The sequence below is a fragment of the Streptomyces sp. 1222.5 genome (genome assembly GCF_900105245.1).
GTDB classification, from domain to species: domain Bacteria; phylum Actinomycetota; class Actinomycetes; order Streptomycetales; family Streptomycetaceae; genus Streptomyces; species Streptomyces albidocamelliae.
Map to the genome: position 1 here is coordinate 4,710,001 of NZ_FNSZ01000001.1, position 24,742 is coordinate 4,734,742.

Genomic DNA, 24,742 nt, shown 5'->3' on the forward strand with positions numbered 1-24,742 from the left:
ACGACTTCTCGACTGTCTCAACCATAGGCCCGGTGAAATTGCACTACGAGTAAAGATGCTCGTTTCGCGCAGCAGGACGGAAAGACCCCGGGACCTTTACTACAGTTTGATATTGGTGTTCGGTTCGGCTTGTGTAGGATAGCTGGGAGACTTTGAAGCAGCCACGCCAGTGGTTGTGGAGTCGTCGTTGAAATACCAGTCTGGTCGTGCTGGATGTCTAACCTGGGTCCGTGATCCGGATCAGGGACAGTGTCTGATGGGTAGTTTAACTGGGGCGGTTGCCTCCCAAAGGGTAACGGAGGCGCCCAAAGGTTCCCTCAGCCTGGTTGGCAATCAGGTGTTGAGTGTAAGTGCACAAGGGAGCTTGACTGTGAGACCGACGGGTCGAGCAGGGACGAAAGTCGGGACTAGTGATCCGGCGGTGGCTTGTGGAAGCGCCGTCGCTCAACGGATAAAAGGTACCCCGGGGATAACAGGCTGATCTTCCCCAAGAGTCCATATCGACGGGATGGTTTGGCACCTCGATGTCGGCTCGTCGCATCCTGGGGCTGGAGTCGGTCCCAAGGGTTGGGCTGTTCGCCCATTAAAGCGGTACGCGAGCTGGGTTTAGAACGTCGTGAGACAGTTCGGTCCCTATCCGCTGTGCGCGTAGGAATATTGAGAAGGGCTGTCCCTAGTACGAGAGGACCGGGACGGACGAACCTCTGGTGTGCCAGTTGTCCTGCCAAGGGCATGGCTGGTTGGCTACGTTCGGGAGGGATAACCGCTGAAAGCATCTAAGCGGGAAGCCTGCTTCGAGATGAGTATTCCCACCTCCTTGAGAGGGTAAGGCTCCCAGTAGACGACTGGGTTGATAGGCCAGATATGGAAGCCGGGCAACCGGTGGAGTTGACTGGTACTAATAGGCCGAGGGCTTGTCCATTGATGCTCGCGTTCACTGTGTTGGTTCTGAAACCACGACCAGGTCGCCCCCATGTGTGGGCGTTTCGGTTGAGAGTTTCATAGTGTTTCGGTGGTCATAGCGTGAGGGAAACGCCCGGTTACATTCCGAACCCGGAAGCTAAGCCTCACAGCGCCGATGGTACTGCAGGGGGGACCCTGTGGGAGAGTAGGACGCCGCCGAACAATCTTTGGGAAAACCCCCGCATCCACGGATGCGGGGGTTTTCTGCGTTGTTCAGAAACTTACTTCTGCCGTCTCCACCGTTCCGCCCTGCCGGCCGGGGGCGCTCTGCCACTGCCAGTAGAGGTTGGTATGGGCGATCACCTGTTCCGGTGCCGGAGCGCCGTACTTCGTCAGGTCCTCCGTGGTGTGGGCGTCGGAGACCAGCGTCGCGTCGTAGCCGCGCACGATCGCCCCGTGCAGCGTCGAGCGGATACAGGCGTCCGTCTGGGCACCCGAGACGAGGAGCCGGCCCACCTTGTGCTCGGCCAGCACGTCCTCCAGGTCGGTGTCCTCGAAGGAGTCCCCGTACTTCTTGTGGATGAGCGGCTCCGCGTCGAGGCGGGTCAGCTCGGGCACGTACCGCCAGCTCTCGCTGCCGTGCTCCAGCTCCTCGCTCGAGTGCTGCACCCAGACGACCGGTGCACCCGCCGTGCGGGCCTTGTCGATCAGGGTGTTGATGTTCGCGATGACGCCGTCGCGGTCGTGGGCGTCCGCCACCACGCCGTTCTGGACGTCGATGACGAGGACAGCGGTGTTCGGCCGATCGGGAAGTGTGGTCATGCGCCCAGCCTAGGAGCGGCCACTGACAGCGGGCACCGGTATTTGAGGTGAGAGATGCCGCGGGGCGTGACTACCGTTGGCTGCATGAACACCCCCACCAGCGGCTACACCGTCCGCGCGATACGACCCGAAGACTGGACGGCCGTACGGCAGCTGCGCCTCGACGCGCTGCGGGACCCGGTCGCCCACCTCGCCTTCCTGGAGACGTACGAGGAGGCCGCGGCCAAGACGGACGCCTTCTGGCAGGACCGGGCGATCGGCTCCGGAGAAGGTTCGTCCGCCGCCCGGCAGATCATCGCCGAGGCCCCGGACGGCACCTGGGCCGGCACCGTCACCGTGCTCGTCGAGGAGGCCGGCACGGAGGACTGGGCCGGCCACCCGGTCGAGCGGCGGCAGGGGCACGTCGTCGGCGTCTTCGTGCGCCCCGAGCACCGCGGGAACGGACTGATCAAGGCGCTGTTCGACGCCGGGGTGGAATGGGCGTGGCAGCGCGGCGCCGAGCGGGTACGGCTGTTCGTCCACGCCGACAACGCGCGGGCACAGAGCGCCTACCGCAAGGTGGGCTTCGTACCGAGCGGACTGGTCGTCGCGTTCACCAAGGACGAAGGGGAGAACGAGAGGGAGTTCGTCCTGGACCGCCGGCCCTAGGCCACCCCTGGACGCCCCCCGGACCGCTCCTGGGGCAGGAGCTCCTGCTGCGGCCAGCGGGAACGGGCCTGTTCCTGGGAGCGGAGCAGGACCAGCGTCGGCAGCCCCTGCCCCGGGCCGGCGGCGAGCAGCGCCGGCAGCTCGGGGAAGGGCGCGACGGCGGCGATGTCGTCCAGGACCACCGTGAGTGGTGGGTCGAGCCGACCGGAGGATGACCGTTCGGCCATGCGCCGGCCGCGCTCGACCACGCTGGAGACGAGGGCCGTCAGGAGCGGCATCGCGCCGGGGTTGCTCCGCGGGTCCTCGATGGATTCACCGACCACATAAAGCGTGCCCCCTTCGTGGACGAAGGAATCCAAGGCGAGCGCATCGGTTCGATGGGGAGTGCATGCCTCGCGAACGTTGACCGTGAAGAGGGCGGACAGAGCCCGGCTGGTCAACTCCTGGGCGATGTCCCGGCGTTCCGGATGCGCGGTCAGAGCCGCCTCCAGCTCGCCGGCGGCGCCCGGCGCGGCCTTGGGGTGGGTGCGCAGGGTGCGTACGGCGTCCTGCACCTGGGTGCCCTGGGACCAGCGGTGGACATGACGGACGGTGCGGTTCTCCAGGGCGGCGGCGTGGAGGTAGCTGCGCAGGAGGGTTATCGCCGTGTCGGCCACCGCCTGGTCGATCCTGGCCGTGGGCCGCACGGGACCGAGGAGGGCGGTGGCCCTGTTCAGCGCCGTCTGGCGGTCCTCGCAGCCGGCCGTGGGCGACCAGTGGAGACGGGCCGGGGTGTCGCAGAGGTGCGTGGGGTCGTAGAGGAGGGCGGGGCCGAGCTTGGCCCTGGCGTCCTTGGTGTCCTGCCACAGTGCCGGGTTCGAGGTGACGACCAGGGCCGGGCCCTCCGCGTCCCGTACGGCCCGGGCCGCGGCCGGCCGGCGGGTCTCCCGGGAGCCGTAGCGCACCGGGCCCTCGTCGCGGGGCGTTTCCGGCGCTTCCCACGCGCCCGCACGCTCCGCGTCCGCGGCGACGGCATCCAGGGCGGCCGGCGCGGACGCCCGTCGCGGTGCCTCCGCCGGTGCCGCGTCCACTGTCTCCACCGCGGCGGCCGGCCGCACCTCCGTCGGCCGTGACTCGGGGATCGGCTCCGGGCGCGGCTCGGGGACCTCATGGGGCTGCTCGGGAACCTCTGCGGGCCGCTGGGCCGCGGCGGGCGTCGGAGCAGTCGTGTGCGCCCTGTTGGTGGCCCGCCGCGTCTTCCCCGCGCGCCAGCGGGTCACCACGCCCAGCGCGAAGACGGTGAGGACGAGCAGGATCATCAGCTGCCCGATGAACAGGCCCCAGAACAGGCCCCAGCCGGACAGCTGGGAGGCCGGGGTGTCCGGCCAGGCACCGGGGACGTCGTGCGGGCGGCCGATGAGATGCCGCATGGCGAGCGGGGTGCGGGTGAACGTGACGCCGTCGGGCCAGGCGCCCTGGGCGAAGAGGGCCGCCAGTCCGGTGGCCGTCCAGACGAGCACGGTCATGCCGAGGAGGAACGCGAGTATGCCGACCAGCAGGCCGTCGGGGATGCCGCCCTGGCCGTCGCGGCGGTCGTCCGGTCTCACCCTGTTCTCTCCCTACGCCACCGTCGATTCCGAGTCGCCGAGGTGCTGCTCCACGAAGGCCGCCGCCCGCTGCTCGGCCTCCAGTTCGGCCGCGTGCAGGGCGTCGTCGTCCGTGAGGTCGCTGGCGGACTCGGTCATCGCGCGGTCGGTGAAGACCAGTGGCCGTTCCGTCTCCGTGACCAGGTGCTTGACCACCTGGACGTTTCCGTTGACGTCCCACACGGCGATGCCGGGCGTCAGCGTCGGAATGATTTCCACCGCCCATCTGGGCAAACCCAGCACCCGGCCGGTGGCCCGGGCCTCGTCCGCCTTCTGGGCGTAGATCGTCCTGGTCGACGCCATCTTGAGGATCGCCGCAGCCTCCTTCGCCGCGGCGCCGTCGACCACGTCGGACAGGTGGTGGACGACCGCCACGAAGGACAGGCCGAGCCGGCGGCCGAACTTCAGCAGGCGCTGGAACAGCTGGGCCACGAAGGGGCTGTTGATGATGTGCCAGGCCTCCTCGACCAGGAAGATGCGCTTCTTCCGGTCGGGGCGGATCCAGGTGTGCTCCAGCCACACGCCGACGATCGCCATGAGGATCGGCATGGCGATGGAGTTGCGGTCGATGTGGGAGAGGTCGAAGACGATCAGCGGCGCGTCCAGGTCGATGCCGACCGTGGTCGGGCCGTCGAACATGCCCCGCAGGTCACCGTCGACCAGCCGGTCCAGCACCAGGGCGACGTCGAGCCCCCAGGCCCGTACGTCGTCTATGGCGACGTTCATCGCCTCCGCCGACTCCGGTTCCGGGTGCCGCAGCTGCTCGACGATGTCGGTCAGGACGGGCTGGCGGTCCAGGATGGTCTCGTTGACGAAGCTGTGTGCGACCTTGAGGGCGAAGCCGGAGCGTTCGTCCAGGCCGTGGCCCATCGCCACCTCGATGATCGTCCGGAGCAGCGCGAGCTGGCCGGTCGTGGTGATCGAGGGGTCCAGGGGGTTGAGCCGGATCCCGTGGTTCAGGGCGGCCGTCGGGTCGAGCCGGATGGGGGTTATCCCCAGCTCCTGCGCGATGAGGTTCCACTCGCCGACCCCGTCCTCGCCCTGCGCGTCCAGGACGACGACCTGCCGGTCCCTGAAGCGCAGCTGGCGCAGTACGTACGTCTTCTCCAGCGCCGACTTGCCGTTGCCGGACTCGCCGAGGACGAGCCAGTGCGGGGCCGGCAGCTGCTGGCCGTAGAGCTGGAACGGGTCGTAGATGTAGCCCTTTCCGGAGTAGACCTCGCGGCCGATGATGACGCCGGAGTCGCCGAGGCCGGGCGCGGCGGTGGGCAGATAGACCGCCTGGGCCTGGCCCGTGGAGGTGCGCACCGGCAGCCGGGTCGTCTCGACCTTCCCGAAGAGGAAGGAGGTGAAGGCCTCGGTGAGGACGGACAGCGGATCCCGCATCGGCGAATCAGCCCCTACCTTCGGATGCCGGTGGCGAAGGGAAGTGTGTTCACGAACGCGCGGTGGTGCTCACGGTCGCACCACTCCAGCTTGAGGTACGACTTGCCCGCGGAGGCTCTTATCGTGCGCTTGTCGCGTGCCAGCGAGTCGGGGGTGCGGGAGGAGACGGTGATGTAGCCGACGAGGTTGACGCCCGCGGCGCCGCTGGCGAGGTCCTCGCCCCGCTGGTCGAGGCGGTTGTGCGCGGCGATGTCCCGGGGGTCCACGGTCCGGTTCATCTTGGCGGCGCGGGAGGCCTCGGCCTCGTCGTTGGTCTTCTCGGTCAGCATGCGTTCGATGGCCACCTCGGTGGGCTCGAGATCCATCGTCACGGCGACCGTCCGGATGACGTCCGGGGTGTGGACGAGGAGCGGGGCGAGGAAGTTGACGCCGACGGGCGTCATCGGCCACTCCTTCACCCAGGCGGTGGCGTGGCACCAGGGGGCGCGGGTGCTGGACTCCCGGGTCTTGGCCTGGAGGTAGGTGGGCTCCATGGCGTCAAGCTCGGCCGGCCAGGCGTTGCGCCGGGTCATCGCCTGGATGTGGTCGATGGGGTGGTCCGGGTCGTACATGGAGTGGATCAGCGAGGCGAGCCGGCCCTGGCCGAGCGGCTGCCGGACGCGGATGTCGGCCTCCTGGAGCCGCGAGCAGATGTCGGTCAGCTCGCGGGCCATGACCACGGCGAGGCCGGCGTCCCGGTCGACCTTGGCGCCGTGCGCGCGGACGGCACGGGCCATCGCGTTGGCCTCGGCGGCCAGGTCGCGGGTGAAGTGCATGCAGGCGACGAGGTAGGCGCGGTGCTGCTCGCTGCTGGTGGACACCATGGACTGGAGCTGCTCGTACGACCCCTGGAGCCAGTCGGGGGAGCGGCTGTCGCCGCGCAGGGCCACGTCCTTGGCGTGGGCGTCCGGGTCGGCGGGCAGCGTACGGGCGAGCATCTGGAGCCGGGTGACGAAGCCGTCGCCGTTGGCCACGTGCTTGAGCAGCGTGCCGAAGCGGTCGACCAGGGCCTCCTGGTCCTCGGAGTCGCGCAGGCCCACGCCGGGGCCCTCGATCTCGATGGCGGCCGTGACGGTCTTCCGGTCGGCGTGCAGCAGTACGGCGATCTCGTCCGGTCCGAAGGGGGCGGCGAGCCAGGTGATGCGCCCGATGCCGGGGGGCGGGCCGACCTCCACCTCCCGTCCGTCGATCCGGGTGCCGGCGTCCATCACACCGGAGCGGTACGTGGCGCCGCGCTTGACGGTGCGCTTGTAGCTGCGGTTGATCTCGAACCACCGGTAGAAGGTGCGGCGCTTGTACGGCACGTAGACCGCGGCGAGCGCGAGCAGGGGGAAGCCCATCAGCAGCACGATCCGCAGGGACAGGTACGGGACGAGGAGTCCGCACATCATGCCGAGGAACGCGCCGGCGATGATCAGCGCGATCTCGCCGGACTCGCGGTTCCGGCCGACGATCGCGTTCGGCCGGGCGCGGCCGATCAGATACGTACGGCGGGGCGTGACCGGATGGGACAGGTGGGACTCGGTCGTCAACGCCCTTCACCTCCCGAGCGGTTGTTGCGGGTGTTGCTTGCGTGCGGGGTGTTGACCGGGCTGGGCGCGCGGGGCGCGGGCGCGGCGGAGGGGACGGCTCCGCCGTTGCCCCCGGCGGGGGTACGGCTGCTGTGGGCGGCGACTCCGCCGCTGGCGGGGTTGGCCGGGCGCGGGGAGCCGGATCCGCCTGCTCCCGCGTTGCTGTCGGCGCGGGAGCTGTGGGTCTTGATGCCCTGGGCGACGAGGGTGGCGGGGGAGCTGATGACCGCCGCGGCCTTGCCCTCGGCGCCCTGCATGATGCGGTTGTTGCGGGAGCCGGCGAGCTCGTCGCCGAAGCCGGGGACGAAGCGGTAGATCATCGCGCTGGCGAAGATGGCGAGCAGGATGATGGCGAGGCCGGAGACGACGGCGGAGAAGGCGTCGGGGCCGTTGTCGCCGGAGAGGGCGCCGGCGAGTCCGAGCACGATCACGATGACCGGTTTGACGAGGATGACGGCGATCATGACGCCGGCCCAGCGGCGGACGTGGCCCCACAGGTTCTTGTCGACCAGGCCCGCGTAGACGACGGTGCCGAGGAGGGCGCCGACGTAGAGGAGGGCGGCGCGGATGACCAGCTCCAGCCAGAGGATGCCGGCGGCGAGGATGCTGACCAGGGAGACGACGATCAGCATGATCGGTCCGCCGCCGATGTCGTTGCCCTTGCCGAGGGCGCCGGAGAAGGTGCCGAAGAACGTGTCGGTCTGGTCGCCGGTGGCTTTCGCGAGGACGTCCGTGACGCCGTCGGTGGCCGAGACGACGGTGTAGAGGATCAGGGGGGTGAAGGCGGAGGCGAGCACGGTGAGCCACAGGAAGCCGACGGCCTCGGAGATGGCGGTGGTGAGGGGGACACCGCGGACGGCTCGCTTGGCGACGGCCAGCAGCCACAGCAGGAGCGTGAGGATCGTGGACGCGGCGAACACGACGGCGTACTGCTGAAGGAACTTGGCATTGGTGAAGTCGACGTTGGCGGTCTCCTTCACGGCCTTGCTGAGCTTTTCCACCGTCCACGCGGCGGCCTCGGCGCATCCCTTCGCCAGCGACGACAGAGGGTCGAGTGTGCCCGCGTCGGGCGTGGTGGCACCACCGGACCCGCTGGAGGTGTTGCCGCGCTCGCAGTACTTCTTGGCCTCCCCGGAGATGACGCCACAGTTGTACTTGCTCTTCGACGGCGAGGGGGACGGGCTGCCCGAAGGGGTGGGTGTGGGCGCGGCGACGGCGCGGGTGGCCAGCAGTACGGCCGTGGTCTGCACGGCTGTCACGACTCCGGCGAGCTTGAGCGCACGGTGCGAGCTACCGGGCATACGTGAACCCTCCGTACTCTTCGGTGGCCTTGCTGATCTCGGCGGAGGTGGCGGCCTTGTCGTCACCGGGCACCGGCGCTGGGCCGTTCTTCTGCGCGTCCGAGGCGATCTTCCAATCACCGTCGGACCACCGCAGATCGAACGTCCAGGTCTTCCAGGACGAGGTGACCGGGTCGGTCGAGGTGTTGCCGGCCATGCCGATGAGCCCCAGGTACCAGACCGCGACCTTGGCCTTGTCGTCCTGGTACTGCCGCACGCTCGTGCCGATCGGGACCACTCTCGATACGAACGTGCTGCCGTTGGGCGGATTGCCCGAGGGGTCGAGGCCCATTCTGGCGAGGAACTCCGCCGAATAGGCCTGGTCCATGGGGGTCTGCAGACGGGACGCCGCGTCGGAGGTGTACAGGAGGTCCAGCAGCGTGTGTCGGCTCTCTTTCCTGAACATGCCGGTGGAGCCCAGCGCTACGGCGTAGTTCGAGGCCGCCGACTGTGCACCCTGCTCGCTGTGGGCGAATCCCGTGGGCACGCCGGTGGACTTGGATTCCACCGGCCTGGTGCCGGTTGCGGTAGTCGCGGCCGCCGTCGGCCGGGTCTGTTTGTTCGTCGTGTTGTCGGACGACGAGTCGTCGCCGCGGTTCGCGAAGGCGATCGCCGCGATGAGGAGGACGACCACGCCGACCACCGTGACCAGGCTCCGGGAGGAGGAGCGGCGGCCGACGCGGCGTGGAGCGCCGCCGTAGGGGTCGCCCTCGGGCAGCCGGGTACGGGTGTGACCCGCGTCGCCGTAGTCGGTGTAGCCCTGCTCGTCTCCGAGACTCATGCCGCCTGCGCCCCCTCACCCTCGTAGGCATACGACGGTAGCCGTGCTGGTTCCCGCGCGGGCGCGGTGTGGTGACTCGACATCAGGGAAACGCAACCTCAGCCGGTGGGCACGACGGGTGGGTGGGGGTGGAGGGGACGGCCGGTTGCCGCGGATGAACGGGCGTCAGACCGCCATGCCGTACACGATGGTGAACAGTGTGCCGAGGGAACCGATGATGAAGACACCGGTGAGACCGGCGATGATGAGGCCCTTGCCCTGTTCCGCGCTGAACGTGTCGCGCAGGGCCGTCGCTCCGATCCGCTGCTTGGCGGCACCCCATACCGCGATGCCGAGGCAGAGGAGGATGGCCACGGCCATGACCACCTCGATCATCACCTTGGCCTCGTTGCCCAGGCTGCCGAAGGGGCCCCAGTCCGGAGCGATCCCGCCGATGATGGTGTTGATGTCTCCCTTGTCGGCCGCAAAGAGCATGTAAGTCACCGCCCCTGGTGGGTAGTTCCGCGAGCGCCCCTGCGGTGTGCAGAGGACAGGCCTCATTGTCGCCGACAACGCCGCCAACGTATGTCGACTTGACGTCATTGACTGGCGGGTTTCGTACGAATGGCGCGTATGGTCACTCTGTGTATCACGGCAGGTCACCGCGGGCAACGAGGTCCGACCGGAACCTGTCGTGTGGTTCTGTCGTTGACCCCCTCTACGGCCATGTCCGTTTTCTGACGGCTGGTCGGGTGAGGTGTCGAGACGATGTTCTCACGGCCCGTCAGGGGGGCGGGGTGCCGGGGCGACGCGGATCGGCCCGCCGTCAGCGGGGCGTGAGGCCGTGCAGGAGCAGGTGGACGTGGGCGTCCAGGCCGGCCAGGGTCTCCTCCGCGTCGAGCGCGCAGCCGGCGATGAGCGCGGCCAGCCCGTGCAGGCTCGCCGCGGCGACGGTGGTGATGCGCTCGGGGTCGCCCTGGACGATCTCGCCCCGCTCCTGGGCGTCCGCGATCATCCGGGTGAAGGAGCCGAGGGACTGGTCCACGGCGGCGGCGAGCTGGGCGGAGCTGTCGGGGTCGTGCTTGCGCGCGAACATCAGCTCCAGGAGCTCGGGGTTCTCGACGGCGAACCCCAGGTAGGCCCGGGCGAGCGCGGTCATCCGCTGCTCGAAGGACTGGTCCGGGCGGTCGGCGGCGCTGCTCAGGGCCTCGTTCAGGCGCTCGTACCCGTCGAGCGCGAGGGCGTCGATCAGGGCCTGCTTGTCCTTGAAGTGCCGGCCCGGGGCGGCGTGGCTCACGCCGATGTCGCGCGCCATCTCGCGCAGCGAGAGGGCGCCCGCGCCCTTCTCGCGCAGCGTGCGCTCGGCGCTTTCGAGCAGGGCGGCGCGCAGGTCCCCGTGGTGGTAGGGGCGGTTCGCGGGTGACGGGGACATGCGGGACATGCGCGCCATCGTATCTCGATGTAGTCGGCGCCAATATAGTTGGCACTGCCACCATTGTTGTCATTGACAGCATTGTTGCCGCTGCCTACATTGGCGTCATGACTGAGACGAGCGAAGCGCGCGGCAAGCGCGCCAAGTGGAACGCGACCCACCTCCCCGACCTGAGCGGCCGCACGGCCGTGATCACCGGTGCCAACAGCGGTATCGGCCTCACCGCCGCCCAGGCGTTGGCCCGGGCCGGTGCGCACGTGGTGCTGGCCGTACGGGACCTCGGGCGGGGCGGCGCCGCGGCGGCGAAGGTGGGCGGCAGCACCGAGGTGCGCCGGCTGGACCTGGCCGACCTGGACTCGGTGCGCGAGTTCGCCGCCGGCTGGGACCGTCCGCTGGACGTACTGATCAACAACGCGGGCGTGATGCTCCTGCCGGAGCAGCGGACGAAGCAGGGCTTCGAGATGCAGTTCGGCACCAACCACCTCGGCCACTTCGCGCTGACCAACCTGCTGCTGCCCTACGTGACCGACCGGGTGGTGACCGTGGCGTCCGCCGCGCACCGCATGGGCGACGGGCGGATCGACTTCGAGGACGTCAATCTGACGCGCGGCTACGGCCCCCAGCGTGCCTACTCCCAGTCCAAGCTGGCGAACCTCCTGTTCACCCTGGAGCTGCAGCGGCGCCTCACCGAGGCCGGATCCGGGGTGCGCGCCCTGGCGGCCCACCCCGGCTGGTCCGCGACCAACCTCCAGGACCACGCCGCCAACCCGGTCGTCCGGGTGCTGATGCGGACCGGCAACCGGTTCCTCGCCCAGGACGACAGGGCCGGCGCCCTGCCCACCCTGTACGCGGCGAGCCAGGACCTGCCCGGAGCGGCCTACGTCGGCCCCGACGGGCTGGGCGAGATGCGCGGTGCCCCCACCCTGGTCGGCCGCAGCGCGGCGGCGAGCGACCCGGAGGCGGCCCGCCGACTGTGGACCCTCTCGGAGGAACTGACGGGCGTGAGGTGGGGACTGCCCACGTCCGTCCGATGACAACCCGTGCCCGGCCGACTCACCGTGCATGAGCCCCAGCGGTGGCGGGAAGGCGGGGATTCACTGGAAAATCTGGGTGAAGCCGGCGCGGGAATCTCACCTTCGTGGGACAGAGTGGGGCCTGATGAAGCGCATCTCACGCAGCTCGGTCACCTCGCGTCCCGCGTTGCTCGGTGCCGTGGTGCTGCTCGCCCTGACCTCGGCCTCCGTGGCCGCCGCCGACGACGGACCGGGGCCGCTCGGGGTCACCGCGGACGCCGCCGTGACCCGGCAGAGCGTCCGGGTGGGCGCGCTCTTCGCCGCGGACCGGGCGGACCGGCTCGCCGGGGGCCACTTCTGTACCGCGTCGGTGGTGCACAGCTCGCGCGGCGACCTGATCGTCACCGCCGCCCACTGCGTGGACGGACCCGACGTCGACCTGGTGTTCGTGCCGGGCTACCGGGACGGGCGGGCACCGTACGGGGTGTGGCGGGTGACGCGGCGCTTCCTTCCCGACGGCTGGGCCGAGGGCCGGGACGAGGACAGCGACCTCGCCTTCGCCACCGTCGCCGGACCGGACGGCCGGCACGTGGAGGACGTGGTCGGCGCCGACCGGTTCGCGACCGGGACGGCCACCGGCGCCACCGCCGTGACCGTCACCGGGTACCCGGACTCCCGGGAGGTGCCCGTCCGGTGCACCAACAAGCCGGCCCCGCACAGCCGTACGCAGCAGCGCATCGACTGCCCCGATCTCACCGGCGGCACCAGCGGCAGCCCCTGGGTCAACGGCGACGGCCAGGTCGTCGGCGTCCTCGGAGGCCACGAGAAGGGCGGCGCCACGGCGGACGTCTCCTACAGCGTGGTCCTCGGCGGCGAGGCGGCGGAGCTGTACCGGGACGCGTCGAACGCCTCCTGATCCGGGCGGCCGCCGGCGGCAGCGTGACTGAGAGAGCGTCACTCCCGGCCGCCCACCTGTGAAATGACGCCACTTCGCGTCCAAATGGCCGTGAACCGCGCGCGCATGGGGGAAAGTTGAAACGTGCGGAAGGTATGGGTGATCGGTGGGGCGGCCGTCGGGCTCGGCATGGGGTTCGTCATGCTGCTCGTCGTCGGGGTGTACATCGTCGCCGGGAACCTCGTCAACGGAGTGACCTCCGGGGGCCGGGGTCTGGCCAAGGGAGCCGTACCGGCCGCCTACAAGCAGCTCGTGCAGCAGTGGGGCAACCTGTGCCCGGCGCTCAGCCCGGCGCTGCTCGCCGCCCAGCTGTACCAGGAGAGCGGTTGGAACCCGACGGTCGTCAGTCCGGCCGACGCGCGCGGCATCGCCCAGTTCATCCCGAGCACCTGGGCGACGCACGGCATCGACGGCAACGGCGACGGCAAGCGCGACATCTGGGACCCGAATGACGCGATTCCGTCGGCCGCCTCGTACGACTGCGAGCTCGCCAAGTACGTGAAGGACGTGCCCGGGAACACCTCCGACAACATGCTCGCCGCCTACAACGCGGGGGCCTACCGCGTCATAAGGGCGGGCGGGGTGCCGGCCATCAGCGAGACGCGGAACTACGTCCAGCGGATCCGCAGCCTGGAGAAGAGCTTCGCCGCCCCGGTCACCCGGCTCGACCCGACCCGGCAGGCCGCCGGCGCCATCGCCTTCGCCCAGGGCAAGCTGGGCACGCCCTATCTGTGGGGCGGCAACGGCACCGCCGACCAGGGTGGACGCTTCGACTGCTCGGGCCTGACCAAGGCCGCCTACGACAAGGTCGGCATCACCCTGCCCCGGGTGGCCAACGACCAGTACAACGCGGGCGCGCACCCCTCACGGGACCAACTGCTCCCCGGTGACCTGGTGTTCTTCTCGGACGACCTCACCGACTCCCGGGCCATCCGGCACGTGGGTATCTACGTCGGCGGCGGGTACATGATCGACGCGCCCAGGTCGGGGGCGGTGATCCGGTTCGACCCGATCGACACCCCCGACTACTTCGGCGCCACACGGGTCACCGAAGATGGCGCAAAAGCGCTCCCCACGACGGTGTGAACCGAGCGTGAACCCACCCCCTGAGCTGCGGAGATGAGTCTCTCTTCGATAACGTCTGAGTGATCATTCAGTGGAGAGTGGAACGTATTGATGGTGGCTGTGCGTTCCTGTTGACGTAGCCGAGCGGACGTCAGTACGGCAGTGCAGCTGAAGCGGGTCTACGAACCACGGGGGCAGGACCGACGCACGCCCGGTGCGTCCGGAATGACGACGAAGGGGCCGCAGCACCATGGCTGTACTCGCCGAATCCGGATCGAACCCCGACGTCGACCTGCTCTACGACATCAATGGCCTGGCCAAGGATGCCCCGCCCTGGTTCGACCGGATCATGGAGTTCGTGGGCGAGTACGGCCTGCTGCTCGCGATGGTGCTGCTGATCATGTGGTGCTGGTGGTCCGTGCGGCGCCGCGGTGGCGAGGAGGCGGCGCCCTCGGTGGCCGCGCTCGTGTGGGCCCCGCTCGCGGCGGGCCTCGCGGTCCTGGTGAACGTGCCGATCCGCGGCTTCGTCGAACGCCCCCGCCCCTTCGTCGACCACCAGGGCCTGGACGTCCTCGTCTCCGGCAAGAGCGACTTCTCCTTCGTCAGCGACCACGCCACGATCACCATGGCCCTCGGCGTCGGACTCTTCGTCGCCAACCGGAGGTTCGGCCTCGCCGGCATCGGACTGGCCCTGCTGGAGGGCTTCTGCCGGGTCTACATGGGCGTGCACTACCCGACGGACGTCGTCGGCGGCTTCGCCCTCGGCACGGCGGTCGTCCTGCTGCTGTCGCCGCTCGCCACGGCACTGCTCACCCCGCTGATGCGGGCCGTGGAGCGTTCGCCGCGCGCCGGCTGGATCGTGCGGCGGCGGCCGGCGGAGCGGGCGCACCGGGACGCCCTGGTTTCTGGCACCCGCACGCCCCTGGAGTCGGAGGAGCGCGACCTCGCGGCGTAGCCGTAGGCTCCCGCGCCTGACCGAGTTCTCCGCCGCGGTGTGCCCGCCACCCACCGCGCCGCTCCAGGTGCCGGCGGCGACAGCGGTGGCCATGGCGCCGTACGACATGAACGCCGGCGACCACGGGCGGGCGGTGGCGCTACAGCCCCTGCGCGTAGGAGAAGAAGCGCTGCGGGTCGTAGCTCTTCTTCACCTTCGCCAGCCGGGTCGCCGCGTCGCCGTAGTACGCCTTGCGCCAGTCCTTGAGCGTCGGGTCCGTGTAGTTCTGGTACGCCGCACCGGAGGCGTACGGCTTCATCGCGCCGTGCGCCGCGGTCAGCCAGGACTGGGCGGTGCCGCCGGACGCGCCCGCGCCCCAGGAGGCGATGTACTGGGCCAGCATCCGGGAGCGGCGGTGGACGAACGCCGTCGCGGTGGGGGAGACCCGGTTGACCGCTCCGCCGAGGGCCGTGAACGCGATGCTTCCCGCGCCGCCGCGCACCGAGGCGATCTGCTTCAGCACGGTCTGGATGCCCGCGGCGGACAGCGAGCGGTCGAAGAAGTCGGAGCGGGCGGCGTAGGTCTCGCGGCCCAGCTTGCCCTGCGGGGAGCGGCCCGGGGTGGAGCCGGGCAGATGGCACTGGGCGTCGGTGGAGAAGGAGGAGCAGCCGGCGTAGATCTCCATCGCCTCCTCGTAGCCGCGGCGGCGCAGGGAGACGGAGGAGGCGTTCGCCCCGGCCTTGTGGGCCAGGCGGTCCACGGCGTTCTGCAGCTCGCCGTAGGTACCGAGGGAGAAGCAGGCCACCGAGACGGTCGGGGTCCGGCCCGGGGAGCAGGCCAGGTGCAGGGAGGACCAGATCTCGTCGGGCTGGGTCGGGCCCCACTCCTGCCAGGCCTTGAGCACCGCGGCCGCCTTCGACCACGGCCACGTCATGTAGGCGGTGACCGCCTGCGGTGCCGCGTGGGTCTTGAAGTGCAGCTCGGTGACGACGCCGAAGTTGCCGTTGCCCGCGCCGCGCAGCGCCCAGAAGAGATCGGAGTGGTGGGTGGCGTCGGCGGTGACCTGGGTGCCGTCGGCCGTGATCAGTGTGGCCTGGGTGAGGCTGTCGCAGGTCAGGCCGTAGGCGCGGGAGGCGACACCGTGGCCGCCGCCGAGCACCAGGCCGGAGACGCCGACGGTGGGGCAGGAGCCCGCGGGTATGGTCACGCCCTTCGCGGCCAGCGCGCGGTAGACGTCGATCAGCTTCGAGCCGGCGCCCACGACCGCCTGCCCGCCGCTGACCCGGATCCGGTTCAGCCTGGAGACGTCGAGGATCAGGCGGTTGTCGCCGGAGGAGTAGCCCGCGTAGGAGTGGCCGCCGTTGCGTATGGACACCCGGATGTCGTGCGCGCGGGCGTAGCTCAGGGTCGTACGGATGTCGGCGGCGTGCGCGACGTAGGCGACCGCGGCGGGCTTCAGGCCGTCGAAGCGGGTGTTGTACAGCTGGTGCGCCGTCTTCCAGGAGGCGTCGCCGGGCCGCAGCAGGGTGCCGTCGAGATCACGGGCGAGGGCCGCCCAGTTCGCGGCGGCGCCTGCGCTGGTGGTCTTCAGGGAGGTAAGAGACGATGAGCCGGGCGACGGCGTGCGGCTGTGCGCCGTCGCGGAGGCGGAGTGGCTCCCGTCCGCACCGCACGCGGTCAGTGCGGTCGTCGCGAGGGCGGCCGCACCGCTCGAGATGAATGTACGCCGTTCCATGTCCGTCGCCTTTCCTCGGCTCTCCTGGAACGAGACGACGGCGCGTGCGGCAGGGTTCCCCCGAACGAGCTAAGAACGTCGAATATGTGTGCGTGCAACCCAAAGGTTGGAACCTCCACGTGCCCTCCCCGTAAGCATTCCGTGACCTCACCGGGCTGACGGCAGGGGTTCACCCGCCGTTCACTTCCGGCCATCGGCGGCTTCACCTGTTCTGCCTAATTTCGGCCGTGCACGGTGCGGAGGGGCGGCAAGACATGCGCCCACCTCACCTCACGACCTCGCACGCCGCCGACAGCGGCGGCTTCAGGAAGGAACACCCGAAAGTGAAGCTTCAGCGCAAGAACCGGCTGCGCGCCCTCTCCCTCGGTGCTGTCGCCGTCTCCGGCGCCCTGGCCCTCACGGCGTGCGGCTCGGACGACAACGGTGACGGTGGCAAGGCGACGGGCAGCTCGAGCGCGGCCGCGAACGCCGGCTCGATCAAGTGTGACGACGCCAAGGGTCAGCTGCTCGCCGACGGCTCCTCCGCGCAGAAGAACGCGATCGACGCCTGGGTCAAGGAGTTCTCCAAGGCCTGTGGCGTCCAGATCAACTACAAGGGTGGCGGCTCCGGCGCCGGTGTGACCGCGTTCACGCAGGGCCAGGTCGCCTTCGCCGGTTCCGACTCCGCGCTGAAGCCGGAAGAGGTCACCGCTTCCAAGAAGGTCTGCAACGGCGGCCAGGGCATCGACCTCCCGATGGTCGGCGGCCCGATCGCCCTCGGTTACAACGTCCCGGGTGTCGACAACCTGGTCCTGGACGCCCCGACCCTTGCGAAGATCTTCGACAGCAAGATCACCAAGTGGAACGACCCGGCGATCGCCAAGCTGAACAAGGGCGTCAAGCTGCCCGACCTCAAGATCCAGGCGTTCCACCGCTCGGACGAGTCCGGCACCACGGACAACTTCACCAAGTACCTGATCGCCACCACCCCGAACAACTGGAAGTACTCCGGCGGCAAGGCCTGGCAGGCCAAGGGCGGCCAGTCCGCTCCGCAGTCCGCGGGTGTGGCCCAGCAGGTCAAGCAGACCTCCGGCGCCATCGGCTACTTCGAGCTGTCCTACGTCAAGGACGGCATCAAGGCCGTCTCCATCGACACCGGTGCCAGCAAGCCGGTCGCGCCGAGCTCCGACAGCGCCACCGCCGACATCGCGGCCGCCAAGGTCGTCGGCACCGGCAAGGACCTGACGCTGCAGCTCGACTACAAGACCAAGGCCGAGGGTGCCTACCCGATCACCCTGGTCACGTACGAGATCGTCTGCGACAAGGGCAACAAGGCGGACACCCTGCCCGCCACCAAGGCCTTCCTTCGCTACATCGCGAGCGAGGACGGTCAGAAGGTCCTCTCGGGCATCGACTACGCGCCCGTCCCCAACGAGATCATCGCCAAGGTCCGCACCACCATCGAGGGCCTGAGCTGACCTGATCCGAGAGTGCGGCCCGGTCCACACGGCCTCCCGAGGACCGGGTCGCACCGTCCGGTGCACCGCCGCCAAGAGTCGTCACCCCCTCAGGGGGCGCACGGCTCAGCAGACCGGAGAACCCGATGGACATATCGACGAAGACGACAGACGCATCTCCCCCCACCCCTCAGCCTTCCGTGGTCGAGCAGAAGCGCGCCGCCCGCGGCGCCACCCGGCCCGGTGACCGGATCTTCCTCGGCCTCACCCGCGGCTCGGGCATCCTGCTGCTTGTGATCATGGCCGCGATCGCGGTCTTCCTCACCTACCGTGCCTCCCTCGCGATCAGCAAGGACCACGGCAACTTCCTGACCACCTTCGAGTGGAACACCAACCTCATCCCGCCGACCTTCGGCATCGCGGTCCTGGCGTTCGGCACGATCGTCTCCTCGGTCGTCGCCATGCTGCTCGCGGTCCCGGTCGCGGTCGCCATCGCGCTGTTCATCACGCACTACGCGCCGCGCCGGCTCGCCGGTCCGGTCGCCTACGTGATCGACCTGCTCGCCGCCGTGCCGTCCATCGTGTACGGCCTGTGGGGCGCGCTGGTGCTCGTCCCGCACATGAACGGCCTCTTCGGCTGGCTCAACGACTTCTTCGGCTGGACCGGCCTGTTCTCCTGGGAGGAGGGCGCCCCGCGTTCGATGCTCACCGTGGGGATCCTGCTCGCGATCATGATCCTGCCGATCATCACCAACGTGAGCCGCGAGGTCTTCCGCCAGGTCCCGCAGATGCACGAGGAGGCGGCCCTGGCTCTCGGCGCCACGCGCTGGGAGGTCGTCCGCATGTCCGTGCTGCCCTTCGGCCGCTCCGGCGTGATCTCGGCCTCGATGCTGGGCCTCGGCCGCGCGCTGGGCGAGACGATGGCCGTGGCCACCGTGCTCTCCCCCTCCTTCGACATCCAGGCCAGCCTGCTCAACCCGGGCGGCGGCACCTTCGCGCAGAACATCGCCAGCAAGTTCAGTGAGGCGACGGAGTTCGGCCGGGACGCGCTCATCGCGTCCGGTCTGGTCCTGTTCGTCATCACCCTGCTGGTCAACGGCGCGGCCCGGCTGATCATCGCCCGCCGTGCGGAGTACTCGGGGGCCAACGCATGAGCACCGCAGCCGTCAGCCACAAGCGTCACAGCACCCTGCGCGGCGCCAGCCTGCCGAAGTGGTCGCCCTGGGCGATCGCCGCCGGCTCGCTCGCCCTCGGCATCGGCATCTCGCTGGCCGCCGGACTGCACAGCAGCGTCCAGTGGGTCCTGATCGCCGCCGTCCTGTTCGTCCTCGGTACGTACGTGATCGCCGCGCGCGTCGAGGGCCGCCGACAGGCCAAGGACCGCATCGCGACCAGCCTCGTCTGGGTGGCCTTCGTGGTCGCCGTGGTGCCGCTGGTCTCCCTGATCTGGGTGACCGTCGCACGCGGTGTGAAGGTCCTCGACGTCTACTTCCTGACCCACTCGATGGGTGTCGTCGCCGACACCGAGCCCGGCGGCGGCATCTACCACGCCATCATCGGCAGCCTGGAGCAGGTCGGCCTCGCCACCCTGATCGGCGCCCCGATCGGCGTGCTCACCGCGATCTACCTGGTGGAGTACGGGCGGGGCAAGCTCGCCAAGGCGGTCACCTTCTTCGTCGACGTCATGACGGGCATCCCGTCGATCGTCGCGGGTCTGTTCATCCTCAGCCTGATGCTCATCTTCCAGATGCAGCCGTTCGGCTTCGCCGGTTCGCTGGCCCTGGCCATCCTGATGATGCCGGTCGTCGTCCGCTCCACCGAGGAGATGCTCAAGCTCGTCCCGAACGAGCTGCGCGAGGCCTCCCTGGCCCTCGGTGTGCCGAAGTGGCGCACGATCCTGAAGGTGGTCCTGCCGACCTCCATCGGCGGCATCACCACCGGCATCATGCTGGCGGTCGCCCGTATCGCCGGTGAGACCGCGCCCGTGCTGCTGCTGGTCTTCGGCAACCCGTTCATCAACAACAACCCCTTCGAGGGTGCGCAGGCGTCGCTGCCGCTGTACATCTACCAGCAGTTCGCGAACAGCGCGGGTAGCGGTGCGGCGTACGACCGTGCGTGGGCGGCCTCGCTCGCGCTGATCGCCTTCGTGATGATCCTCAACCTGCTGGCCCGCGGAATCGCCCGCTGGAAGGCCCCGAAGACCGGTCGCTGACGCGGCCACACAGCGACCGAGCCTGAATTTCTGGAAGTGAAGTAGACATGGCCAAGCGAATCGACGTAAGCGGACTCACCGCCTACTACGGATCCCACAAGGCGATCGAAGACATCTCGATGACTGTCGAGCCGCGTTCGGTGACGGCGTTCATCGGCCCCTCCGGCTGCGGCAAGTCGACGTTCCTGCGCACGCTGAACCGCATGCACGAGGTCACCCCGGGCGGCCGCGTCGAGGGCAAGGTGCTCCTCGACGACGAGGACCTGTACGGCACGGGCATCGACCCGGTGTCGGTGCGCCGCGAGGTCGGCATGGTCTTCCAGCGCCCGAACCCCTTCCCCACGATGTCGATCTTCGACAACGTGGCGGCGGGTCTGCGCCTGAACGGCAACTACAAGAAGAGCGAGCTGAGCGACATCGTCGAGAAGTCGCTCAAGGGCGCGAACCTCTGGAACGAGGTCAAGGACCGCCTGAACAAGCCGGGCTCCGGGCTCTCCGGTGGCCAGCAGCAGCGTCTGTGCATCGCCCGGGCGATCGCGGTCGAGCCGAAGGTGCTGCTGATGGACGAGCCGTGCTCCGCGCTGGACCCGATCTCCACCCTCGCCATCGAGGACCTGATCGGTGAGCTGAAGGAGCGCTTCACGATCGTCATCGTGACGCACAACATGCAGCAGGCGGCGCGTGTCTCGGACCGTACGGCGTTCTTCAACCTGGCCGCCGTCGGGCAGCCGGGCCGGCTGATCGAGATCGACGACACCGAGCGGATCTTCTCCAACCCGTCCGTGCAGGCCACGGAGGACTACATCTCCGGCCGCTTCGGCTGACGGACACCGCGGTCCCGGCCGGTCCGAGGACGCGCGCACGAACCCCTCGCGGTGCTGCATGGCGGTGCCACCGCGAGGACGCAAAAGGGCCCGCCCCCGGTCAACGGGGGCGGGCCCCTGCGTTTCGCCTCCGGCGGGTGCCGCTGCCCTTGCCTTTACGCTCCCCCGTCCGCGCCTCCCGGCCGACCGGTCCTGCCGTGGGCCGGAAGCCGAGCGCCCACCCCCTGTCCCGGTTCCGGCCGGGGGTGGAGGTGGGCGGGGCTGTGCGGAGAGGAGGAGGCGCTACAGGACCGTCAGGTTGATCAGGCCGAAGGCCGCCGCGGCCACCAGGGCCGCCGCCGGCATCGTGATGAACCAGCCGAGGACGATGTTCTTGGCCACGCCCCACCGGACGGCGTTGACCCGCTTCGTCGCGCCGACACCCATGATCGCCGAGGTGATGACATGGGTCGTGGAGATCGGCGCCTTGAAGATGAACGCCGTGGTGAACATGATCGACGCACCGGTCGTCTCCGCGGCGAAACCCTGCGGCGGGTCGAGCTCGATGATCTTGCGGCCGAGGGTCCGCATGATGCGCCAGCCACCCGCGTAGGTGCCCAGCGACAGCATGATCGCGCAGACGATCTTCACCCACACCGGGATCGGGTCGCCGTACGTCTCGTGGCCGGAGATCACCAGCGCCATCACCACGACACCCATCGTCTTCTGGGCGTCCTGGAGGCCGTGGCCGAGCGCCATGCCGGCGGCCGACACGGTCTGCGCGATGCGGAAGCCCCGCTTCGCCTTGTGCGGGTTGGACCGGCGGAACAGCCACATGATCGCCGTCATCACCAGATAGCCGACGATCAGACCGACGACCGGCGACAGGAACATCGGGATGATGACCTTGTCGACGACGCCGTTCCACAGCACCTCCGTGCCGCCCGCGAGGGCCGCGCCCACCAGGCCGCCGAACAGGGCGTGGGAGGACGAGGAGGGCAGGCCGAAGTACCAGGTGATCAGGTTCCAGACGATCGCGCCGACCAGGGCCGCGAAGAGGATGCCCAACCCCGTGGAGCCCTTGGGCGTCTCGATCAGGCCCTCGCTGACGGTCTTGGCGACCCCGGAGCCCAGGAAGGCGCCGGCGAGGTTCATGACGGCGGCCATGGCGAGCGCCGCCCGCGGGGTCAGCGCCCGCGTCGACACCGACGTGGCGATCGCGTTCGCGGAGTCGTGGAAGCCGTTCGTGTACGTGAAGAAGAGCGCGACCGCGATGGTCACGATCAGGGCGAAGGTGTCCATCGACGCCTCAGGACTCCTTGACGGCGATGGTCTCCACCGTGTTCGCCACGTGCTCGAACGCGTCCGCCGCCTCCTCAAGGACGTCCACGATCTGCTTGAGCTTCAGCACCTCGATCGCGTCGTACTTGCCGTTGAAGAGCTGGGCGAGCAGCTTGCGGTGGATCTGGTCCGCCTGGTTCTCCAGCCGGTTGACCTCGATCCAGTACTCGGTGAGGTTGTCCATCGTGCGGAGGTTCGGCATGGCCTCCGCCGTCAGCTCGGCCGCTCGGGCCAGCACCTCGATCTGCTGCTCGACGCCCTTCGGCAGCTCCTCCACGTTGTAGAGGACGACCAGGTCGACGGCCTCCTCCATGAAGTCCATGATGTCGTCGAGCGACCCGGCGAGGGTGTAGATGTCCTCCCGGTCGAACGGCGTGATGAAGGAGGAGTTCAGCTGGTGGAAGATCGCGTGCGTGGCGTCGTCACCTGCGTGTTCCGCTGCCCGCATACGCTCCGCGATCTCGGCCCGGGCGGAGGAGTCCGCCCCGAGCAGTTCCATCAGGAGCTTCGAGCCGGTGACGATGTTGTCCGCGGATGCGGCGAACATGTCGTAGAAGCTCGTCTCCCTGGGGGTCAGACGAAAGCGCACGTGGGGTCCTCGGGGTGCTTCGGTTTCGGTCAGGCTGATGCTAGGCGCATCATCCGGCCACGGCTATCGGGCCGCATCCCAGTGTCGCCCATCGGGCAGAGTGATCAGCACGGGGGCGTACCAAGGGCTCTGTACCCCGCAAAGTTGGTTACCATATACCCACCTGGGGTATGTATCCCGGATTGTGTCCACACCTCGTCCCGAGACGGAGGCCCGCGATGACGACGACCGAGGCCGGCGCCACGCACGGCTACCACAAGCAGAAGGACGAGCACCTCAAGCGGCTGCGCCGGATCGAGGGCCAGATCCGCGGGCTGCAGCGGATGGTCGAGGAGGACACGTACTGCATCGACATACTCACGCAGGTCTCCGCCTCCACCAAGGCCCTGCAGTCCTTCGCGCTGCAACTGCTGGAGGAGCACCTGCGGCACTGCGTGGCCGACGCGGCCCTCAAGGGCGGTGACGAGATCGACGCGAAGGTCGACGAGGCGACGAAGGCGATCGGCCGCCTGCTGCGCACCTGAGCCGGGCGACTCGGGGCCGGCGCCCGGGGGCGGATCCGCTCCGGCGGCTCAGGCCTGCCGCTCCTCGGCCACCCGCAGCACCTCGTCGATGCTCTCCAGGCTGAGCCGGTCCTCGGCCGCCGAGGCCGCGATGATCAGCTCTCCGCACAGCTCGATCTCGGCGAGGGCCACGTGGTCCTGTACCGCCGTACCGCCGACCGGGGCCACCCGCCTCACCTCTCCTCCGCCGTCACCGACTTCCTAGAGTAGGCAGGGCTCCACACACCGCGCATGGCACGGACGGGCTACTTACGGGGTGGTGTCCCGGACTAGTGCGCCGGTTCGTCTCCGGCCGTGCCGCCCGCCGGGCGGTCCGGTCCGCCCGGGGCCCCGTCCGCCGTCCCGTCCCCCGCGATCCGGCCGGCGTAGATGTCCGACCGGCGTGGCAGGCGTACGTCCGCGGGGACGCCGAAGGCGTACAGCAGCGTCGTCGAGGCGACCGCCACGGCGTTCTTCTCCCGGCCGTTGACGAAGCTGAAGCGCTGCCGGAGCTTGCGGATGCGGCCCTGGTCGTCCAGGTAGGCGTCGAACGGCACCCGGGCGGTGGCGAACCCTTTTGCCGCCGCCGCGAGGGCCGCCCTGCCCTCGGCGGAGGCGTACCGCGCCGCCACACCCAGGTCGGCCGTCCCCCGGTAGTGCCGCACCGGTGTGCCGGCGACCTCGGTCCTGCCGAGGTAGGCCGCCGTACGCGTGCCGCGCAGCACCTCGGCCGCCGCGTACGGGTCGGTCGCGCCGCCGGTGACCAGGTTGCCGTCGGACAGGGTCGTCGTCTCCACCCGCACCCACTTGTCGGCCGGTACTCCGGCGCCCCGGTTCTTCATGAACAGGGCGCCCGGGGCCAGGAGCTCGGTGATGGGCCGGTGCTCCGCGGCGCCGGTGGGGTCCTCCGGGAGGACCACGGTGAGCCGGCCGAGCCGGCGCCGGTAGTCGTAGACCCCTCTGCCGCGGATGGTGACGCGGGTGCCGCCGGTCGCCATCTCCATCGAGGTGGTGGCCTTGGAGCTGCCCGCGCCGCGCAGGGTGTCGGCCGCCCGGTGCAGCACGGCCACCGGGTCGTTGCCGCCCTTGACGTCCTCGGCGGCGGCTCCGCTGGGGGAGCAGCCCGTGGCGGCCGTGCCCAGGCCGAGCATGATGCCCACCGCGACGACCGTCCTGCCCGCGTGCCTGTGCTGCCGCCGATCCATGGCCTGCCTACCCCCAGCCGGTACGTCCGTCACGGGCCCCCTGTCGACCGGTTAACGACCGGTAGGGGGTGCCGTCACGCACGGGGCGGGGGCGCGGGGGGAAGGCGTGGGGAGCCCGCGGTGGCGCGAGAGCCGGGCGAGGAGCGGTTGTAGGCCGTGCGCCTCCCCGGTCACGTCCTCGGTAACGTTGTCACCGTGGCAGTCGAAGCGGCACAGGAGGACGGGCCGGAGCCCGCCCGCTCGGGGGAGCAGCACCTCACCACGACGTCGGAGCAGGGCCGCTTCTGTGTCGCCAGATGCAGCTGTGGCTGGCGCGGTCCCGCCCGCCGGGCCCGGAGCCAGGCCCGCACGGACGCCGAGGGGCACGCGGCGGCGCCGTGACGGGG

General features: G+C 69.6%; 24 protein-coding genes and 2 rRNA genes (1 of these 26 cut by a window edge). 13 read left to right on the forward strand and 13 right to left on the reverse strand.

Going from position 1 to position 24,742, the window contains the following annotated elements; all coding sequences use genetic code 11:
* Together BLW57_RS21145 and rrf are read left to right on the forward strand one after the other, a co-directional pair.
* Nucleotides 1-922 (forward strand): 23S ribosomal RNA (locus tag BLW57_RS21145); it begins 2,199 nt to the left of the window's first position.
* A gap of 86 nt (nt 923-1,008) precedes the next feature.
* Nucleotides 1,009-1,125: ribosomal RNA gene (rrf, locus tag BLW57_RS21150) — 5S ribosomal RNA — on the forward strand.
* Between the two features lie 51 nt (nt 1,126-1,176).
* Here the strand turns inward: rrf and BLW57_RS21155 are convergent.
* Nucleotides 1,177-1,725 carry a cysteine hydrolase family protein gene (locus BLW57_RS21155; RefSeq protein WP_093476541.1) on the reverse strand — a complete coding sequence of 183 codons (549 nt, stop codon included), beginning with the start codon at nt 1,723-1,725 and terminating at the stop codon, nt 1,177-1,179.
* Nucleotides 1,726-1,809: 84 nt separating this feature from the next.
* Between BLW57_RS21155 and BLW57_RS21160 the strand changes: the two genes are divergently transcribed.
* A complete protein-coding gene (locus BLW57_RS21160; RefSeq protein ID WP_093476542.1) occupies nt 1,810-2,373 on the forward strand; it encodes a GNAT family N-acetyltransferase in 564 nt (187 codons plus the stop codon).
* Here BLW57_RS21160 and BLW57_RS21165 read toward each other — a convergent pair.
* From BLW57_RS21165 to BLW57_RS21195, 7 genes are all read right to left on the reverse strand, one after another.
* The gene (locus tag BLW57_RS21165; RefSeq protein ID WP_093476544.1) at nt 2,370-3,959 is read right to left on the reverse strand and encodes a type IV secretory system conjugative DNA transfer family protein; all 1,590 of its coding nucleotides are present in this window, start codon (nt 3,957-3,959) and stop codon (nt 2,370-2,372) included. The genes BLW57_RS21160 and BLW57_RS21165 overlap by 4 nt on opposite strands.
* 12 nt (nt 3,960-3,971) lie before the next feature.
* Nucleotides 3,972-5,384, reverse strand: a complete 1,413-nt coding sequence (locus BLW57_RS21170) for an ATP-binding protein (RefSeq protein ID WP_093476546.1) — start codon at nt 5,382-5,384, stop codon at nt 3,972-3,974.
* 14 nt (nt 5,385-5,398) lie between these two features.
* Nucleotides 5,399-6,955: an SCO6880 family protein gene (locus BLW57_RS21175; RefSeq protein WP_093476547.1), complete on the reverse strand. Its 1,557-nt coding sequence runs from the start codon at nt 6,953-6,955 to the stop codon at nt 5,399-5,401.
* Complete coding sequence (locus tag BLW57_RS21180; RefSeq protein WP_093476549.1) at nt 6,952-8,295, reverse strand: hypothetical protein; 1,344 nt, start codon at nt 8,293-8,295, stop codon at nt 6,952-6,954. The genes BLW57_RS21175 and BLW57_RS21180 overlap by 4 nt, the downstream gene beginning before the upstream one ends.
* A complete protein-coding gene (locus BLW57_RS21185) occupies nt 8,285-9,115 on the reverse strand; it encodes a DUF8175 domain-containg protein (protein ID WP_093476551.1) in 831 nt (276 codons plus the stop codon). The genes BLW57_RS21180 and BLW57_RS21185 overlap by 11 nt, the downstream gene beginning before the upstream one ends.
* A gap of 165 nt (nt 9,116-9,280) precedes the next feature.
* Nucleotides 9,281-9,589, reverse strand: a complete 309-nt coding sequence (locus BLW57_RS21190; protein ID WP_014673544.1) for a hypothetical protein — start codon at nt 9,587-9,589, stop codon at nt 9,281-9,283.
* 331 nt (nt 9,590-9,920) lie between these two features.
* Nucleotides 9,921-10,535: a TetR/AcrR family transcriptional regulator gene (locus tag BLW57_RS21195; RefSeq protein WP_371127802.1), complete on the reverse strand. Its 615-nt coding sequence runs from the start codon at nt 10,533-10,535 to the stop codon at nt 9,921-9,923.
* Nucleotides 10,536-10,633: 98 nt separating this feature from the next.
* On the opposite strand from BLW57_RS21195, the gene BLW57_RS21200 reads away from it, so the two are divergent.
* The 4 genes from BLW57_RS21200 to BLW57_RS21215 all read left to right on the forward strand — a co-directional run bounded on the left by BLW57_RS21200 (nt 10,634) and on the right by BLW57_RS21215 (nt 14,514).
* Nucleotides 10,634-11,560, forward strand: a complete 927-nt coding sequence (locus BLW57_RS21200; protein WP_093476553.1) for an oxidoreductase — start codon at nt 10,634-10,636, stop codon at nt 11,558-11,560.
* Nucleotides 11,561-11,684: 124 nt separating this feature from the next.
* Nucleotides 11,685-12,455, forward strand: coding sequence for a trypsin-like serine peptidase (locus tag BLW57_RS21205; protein WP_093476554.1), 771 nt, complete (start codon nt 11,685-11,687; stop codon nt 12,453-12,455).
* Between the two features lie 123 nt (nt 12,456-12,578).
* On the forward strand, nt 12,579-13,580 hold the full coding sequence (locus BLW57_RS21210; protein WP_093476555.1) for a C40 family peptidase: 1,002 nt from the start codon (nt 12,579-12,581) through the stop codon (nt 13,578-13,580).
* A 229-nt stretch (nt 13,581-13,809) separates the two neighbouring features.
* Nucleotides 13,810-14,514 (forward strand): phosphatase PAP2 family protein, encoded by a 705-nt coding sequence (locus tag BLW57_RS21215; protein ID WP_093476556.1) that lies wholly within the window; start codon nt 13,810-13,812, stop codon nt 14,512-14,514.
* A gap of 139 nt (nt 14,515-14,653) precedes the next feature.
* On the opposite strand, the gene BLW57_RS21220 is transcribed toward BLW57_RS21215, so the two are convergent.
* Complete coding sequence (locus BLW57_RS21220; RefSeq protein WP_093476558.1) at nt 14,654-16,228, reverse strand: FAD-binding oxidoreductase; 1,575 nt, start codon at nt 16,226-16,228, stop codon at nt 14,654-14,656.
* A gap of 323 nt (nt 16,229-16,551) precedes the next feature.
* On the opposite strand from BLW57_RS21220, the gene pstS reads away from it, so the two are divergent.
* From pstS to pstB, 4 genes are all read left to right on the forward strand, one after another.
* On the forward strand, nt 16,552-17,685 hold the full coding sequence (pstS, locus tag BLW57_RS21225) for a phosphate ABC transporter substrate-binding protein PstS (protein ID WP_093480805.1): 1,134 nt from the start codon (nt 16,552-16,554) through the stop codon (nt 17,683-17,685).
* 125 nt (nt 17,686-17,810) lie between these two features.
* Nucleotides 17,811-18,818 carry a phosphate ABC transporter permease subunit PstC gene (pstC, locus tag BLW57_RS21230; RefSeq protein ID WP_093476559.1) on the forward strand — a complete coding sequence of 336 codons (1,008 nt, stop codon included), beginning with the start codon at nt 17,811-17,813 and terminating at the stop codon, nt 18,816-18,818.
* Nucleotides 18,815-19,876, forward strand: coding sequence for a phosphate ABC transporter permease PstA (gene pstA / locus BLW57_RS21235; RefSeq protein WP_093476561.1), 1,062 nt, complete (start codon nt 18,815-18,817; stop codon nt 19,874-19,876). The genes pstC and pstA overlap by 4 nt, the downstream gene beginning before the upstream one ends.
* 47 nt (nt 19,877-19,923) lie before the next feature.
* Entirely contained in the window at nt 19,924-20,700 is a 777-nt protein-coding gene (pstB, locus tag BLW57_RS21240; protein ID WP_093476562.1) for a phosphate ABC transporter ATP-binding protein PstB, read from the forward strand.
* A 282-nt stretch (nt 20,701-20,982) separates the two neighbouring features.
* Here the strand turns inward: pstB and BLW57_RS21245 are convergent, their stop codons facing one another.
* Nucleotides 20,983-21,981 carry an inorganic phosphate transporter gene (locus BLW57_RS21245; protein ID WP_093476564.1) on the reverse strand — a complete coding sequence of 333 codons (999 nt, stop codon included), beginning with the start codon at nt 21,979-21,981 and terminating at the stop codon, nt 20,983-20,985.
* Nucleotides 21,982-21,988: 7 nt separating this feature from the next.
* A complete protein-coding gene (locus BLW57_RS21250; RefSeq protein WP_093476565.1) occupies nt 21,989-22,609 on the reverse strand; it encodes a DUF47 domain-containing protein in 621 nt (206 codons plus the stop codon).
* A 218-nt stretch (nt 22,610-22,827) separates the two neighbouring features.
* Between BLW57_RS21250 and BLW57_RS21255 the strand changes: the two genes are divergently transcribed.
* Entirely contained in the window at nt 22,828-23,133 is a 306-nt protein-coding gene (locus tag BLW57_RS21255) for a metal-sensitive transcriptional regulator (protein ID WP_073901267.1), read from the forward strand.
* 48 nt (nt 23,134-23,181) lie between these two features.
* Here the strand turns inward: BLW57_RS21255 and BLW57_RS41465 are convergent, their stop codons facing one another.
* Together BLW57_RS41465 and BLW57_RS21260 are read right to left on the reverse strand one after the other, a co-directional pair.
* Nucleotides 23,182-23,349, reverse strand: a complete 168-nt coding sequence (locus BLW57_RS41465; protein ID WP_176985672.1) for a hypothetical protein — start codon at nt 23,347-23,349, stop codon at nt 23,182-23,184.
* A gap of 92 nt (nt 23,350-23,441) precedes the next feature.
* The gene (locus tag BLW57_RS21260) at nt 23,442-24,356 is read right to left on the reverse strand and encodes an SCO4651 family lipoprotein (protein ID WP_093476566.1); all 915 of its coding nucleotides are present in this window, start codon (nt 24,354-24,356) and stop codon (nt 23,442-23,444) included.
* 195 nt (nt 24,357-24,551) lie between these two features.
* Between BLW57_RS21260 and BLW57_RS21265 the strand changes: the two genes are divergently transcribed.
* Nucleotides 24,552-24,737: a hypothetical protein gene (locus BLW57_RS21265; RefSeq protein WP_093480806.1), complete on the forward strand. Its 186-nt coding sequence runs from the start codon at nt 24,552-24,554 to the stop codon at nt 24,735-24,737.
* Nucleotides 24,738-24,742 lie beyond the last annotated feature (5 nt).

Coding starts and splice junctions, on each gene's coding strand:
- BLW57_RS21215 (WP_093476556.1), top strand. CDS start 13,810: ATGGCTGTACTCGCCGAATCCGGATCGAACCCCGACGTCGACCTGCTC.
- BLW57_RS21190 (WP_014673544.1), bottom strand. CDS start 9,589: ATGCTCTTTGCGGCCGACAAGGGAGACATCAACACCATCATCGGCGGG.
- BLW57_RS21205 (WP_093476554.1), top strand. CDS start 11,685: ATGAAGCGCATCTCACGCAGCTCGGTCACCTCGCGTCCCGCGTTGCTC.
- BLW57_RS21255 (WP_073901267.1), top strand. CDS start 22,828: ATGACGACGACCGAGGCCGGCGCCACGCACGGCTACCACAAGCAGAAG.
- BLW57_RS21180 (WP_093476549.1), bottom strand. CDS start 8,295: ATGCCCGGTAGCTCGCACCGTGCGCTCAAGCTCGCCGGAGTCGTGACA.
- BLW57_RS21195 (WP_371127802.1), bottom strand. CDS start 10,535: ATGTCCCGCATGTCCCCGTCACCCGCGAACCGCCCCTACCACCACGGG.
- BLW57_RS21245 (WP_093476564.1), bottom strand. CDS start 21,981: ATGGACACCTTCGCCCTGATCGTGACCATCGCGGTCGCGCTCTTCTTC.
- BLW57_RS21170 (WP_093476546.1), bottom strand. CDS start 5,384: ATGCGGGATCCGCTGTCCGTCCTCACCGAGGCCTTCACCTCCTTCCTC.
- BLW57_RS21220 (WP_093476558.1), bottom strand. CDS start 16,228: ATGGAACGGCGTACATTCATCTCGAGCGGTGCGGCCGCCCTCGCGACG.
- BLW57_RS21185 (WP_093476551.1), bottom strand. CDS start 9,115: ATGAGTCTCGGAGACGAGCAGGGCTACACCGACTACGGCGACGCGGGT.
- pstB (WP_093476562.1), top strand. CDS start 19,924: ATGGCCAAGCGAATCGACGTAAGCGGACTCACCGCCTACTACGGATCC.
- BLW57_RS21200 (WP_093476553.1), top strand. CDS start 10,634: ATGACTGAGACGAGCGAAGCGCGCGGCAAGCGCGCCAAGTGGAACGCG.
- BLW57_RS21155 (WP_093476541.1), bottom strand. CDS start 1,725: ATGACCACACTTCCCGATCGGCCGAACACCGCTGTCCTCGTCATCGAC.
- pstC (WP_093476559.1), top strand. CDS start 17,811: ATGGACATATCGACGAAGACGACAGACGCATCTCCCCCCACCCCTCAG.
- BLW57_RS21160 (WP_093476542.1), top strand. CDS start 1,810: ATGAACACCCCCACCAGCGGCTACACCGTCCGCGCGATACGACCCGAA.
- BLW57_RS21260 (WP_093476566.1), bottom strand. CDS start 24,356: ATGGATCGGCGGCAGCACAGGCACGCGGGCAGGACGGTCGTCGCGGTG.
- pstA (WP_093476561.1), top strand. CDS start 18,815: ATGAGCACCGCAGCCGTCAGCCACAAGCGTCACAGCACCCTGCGCGGC.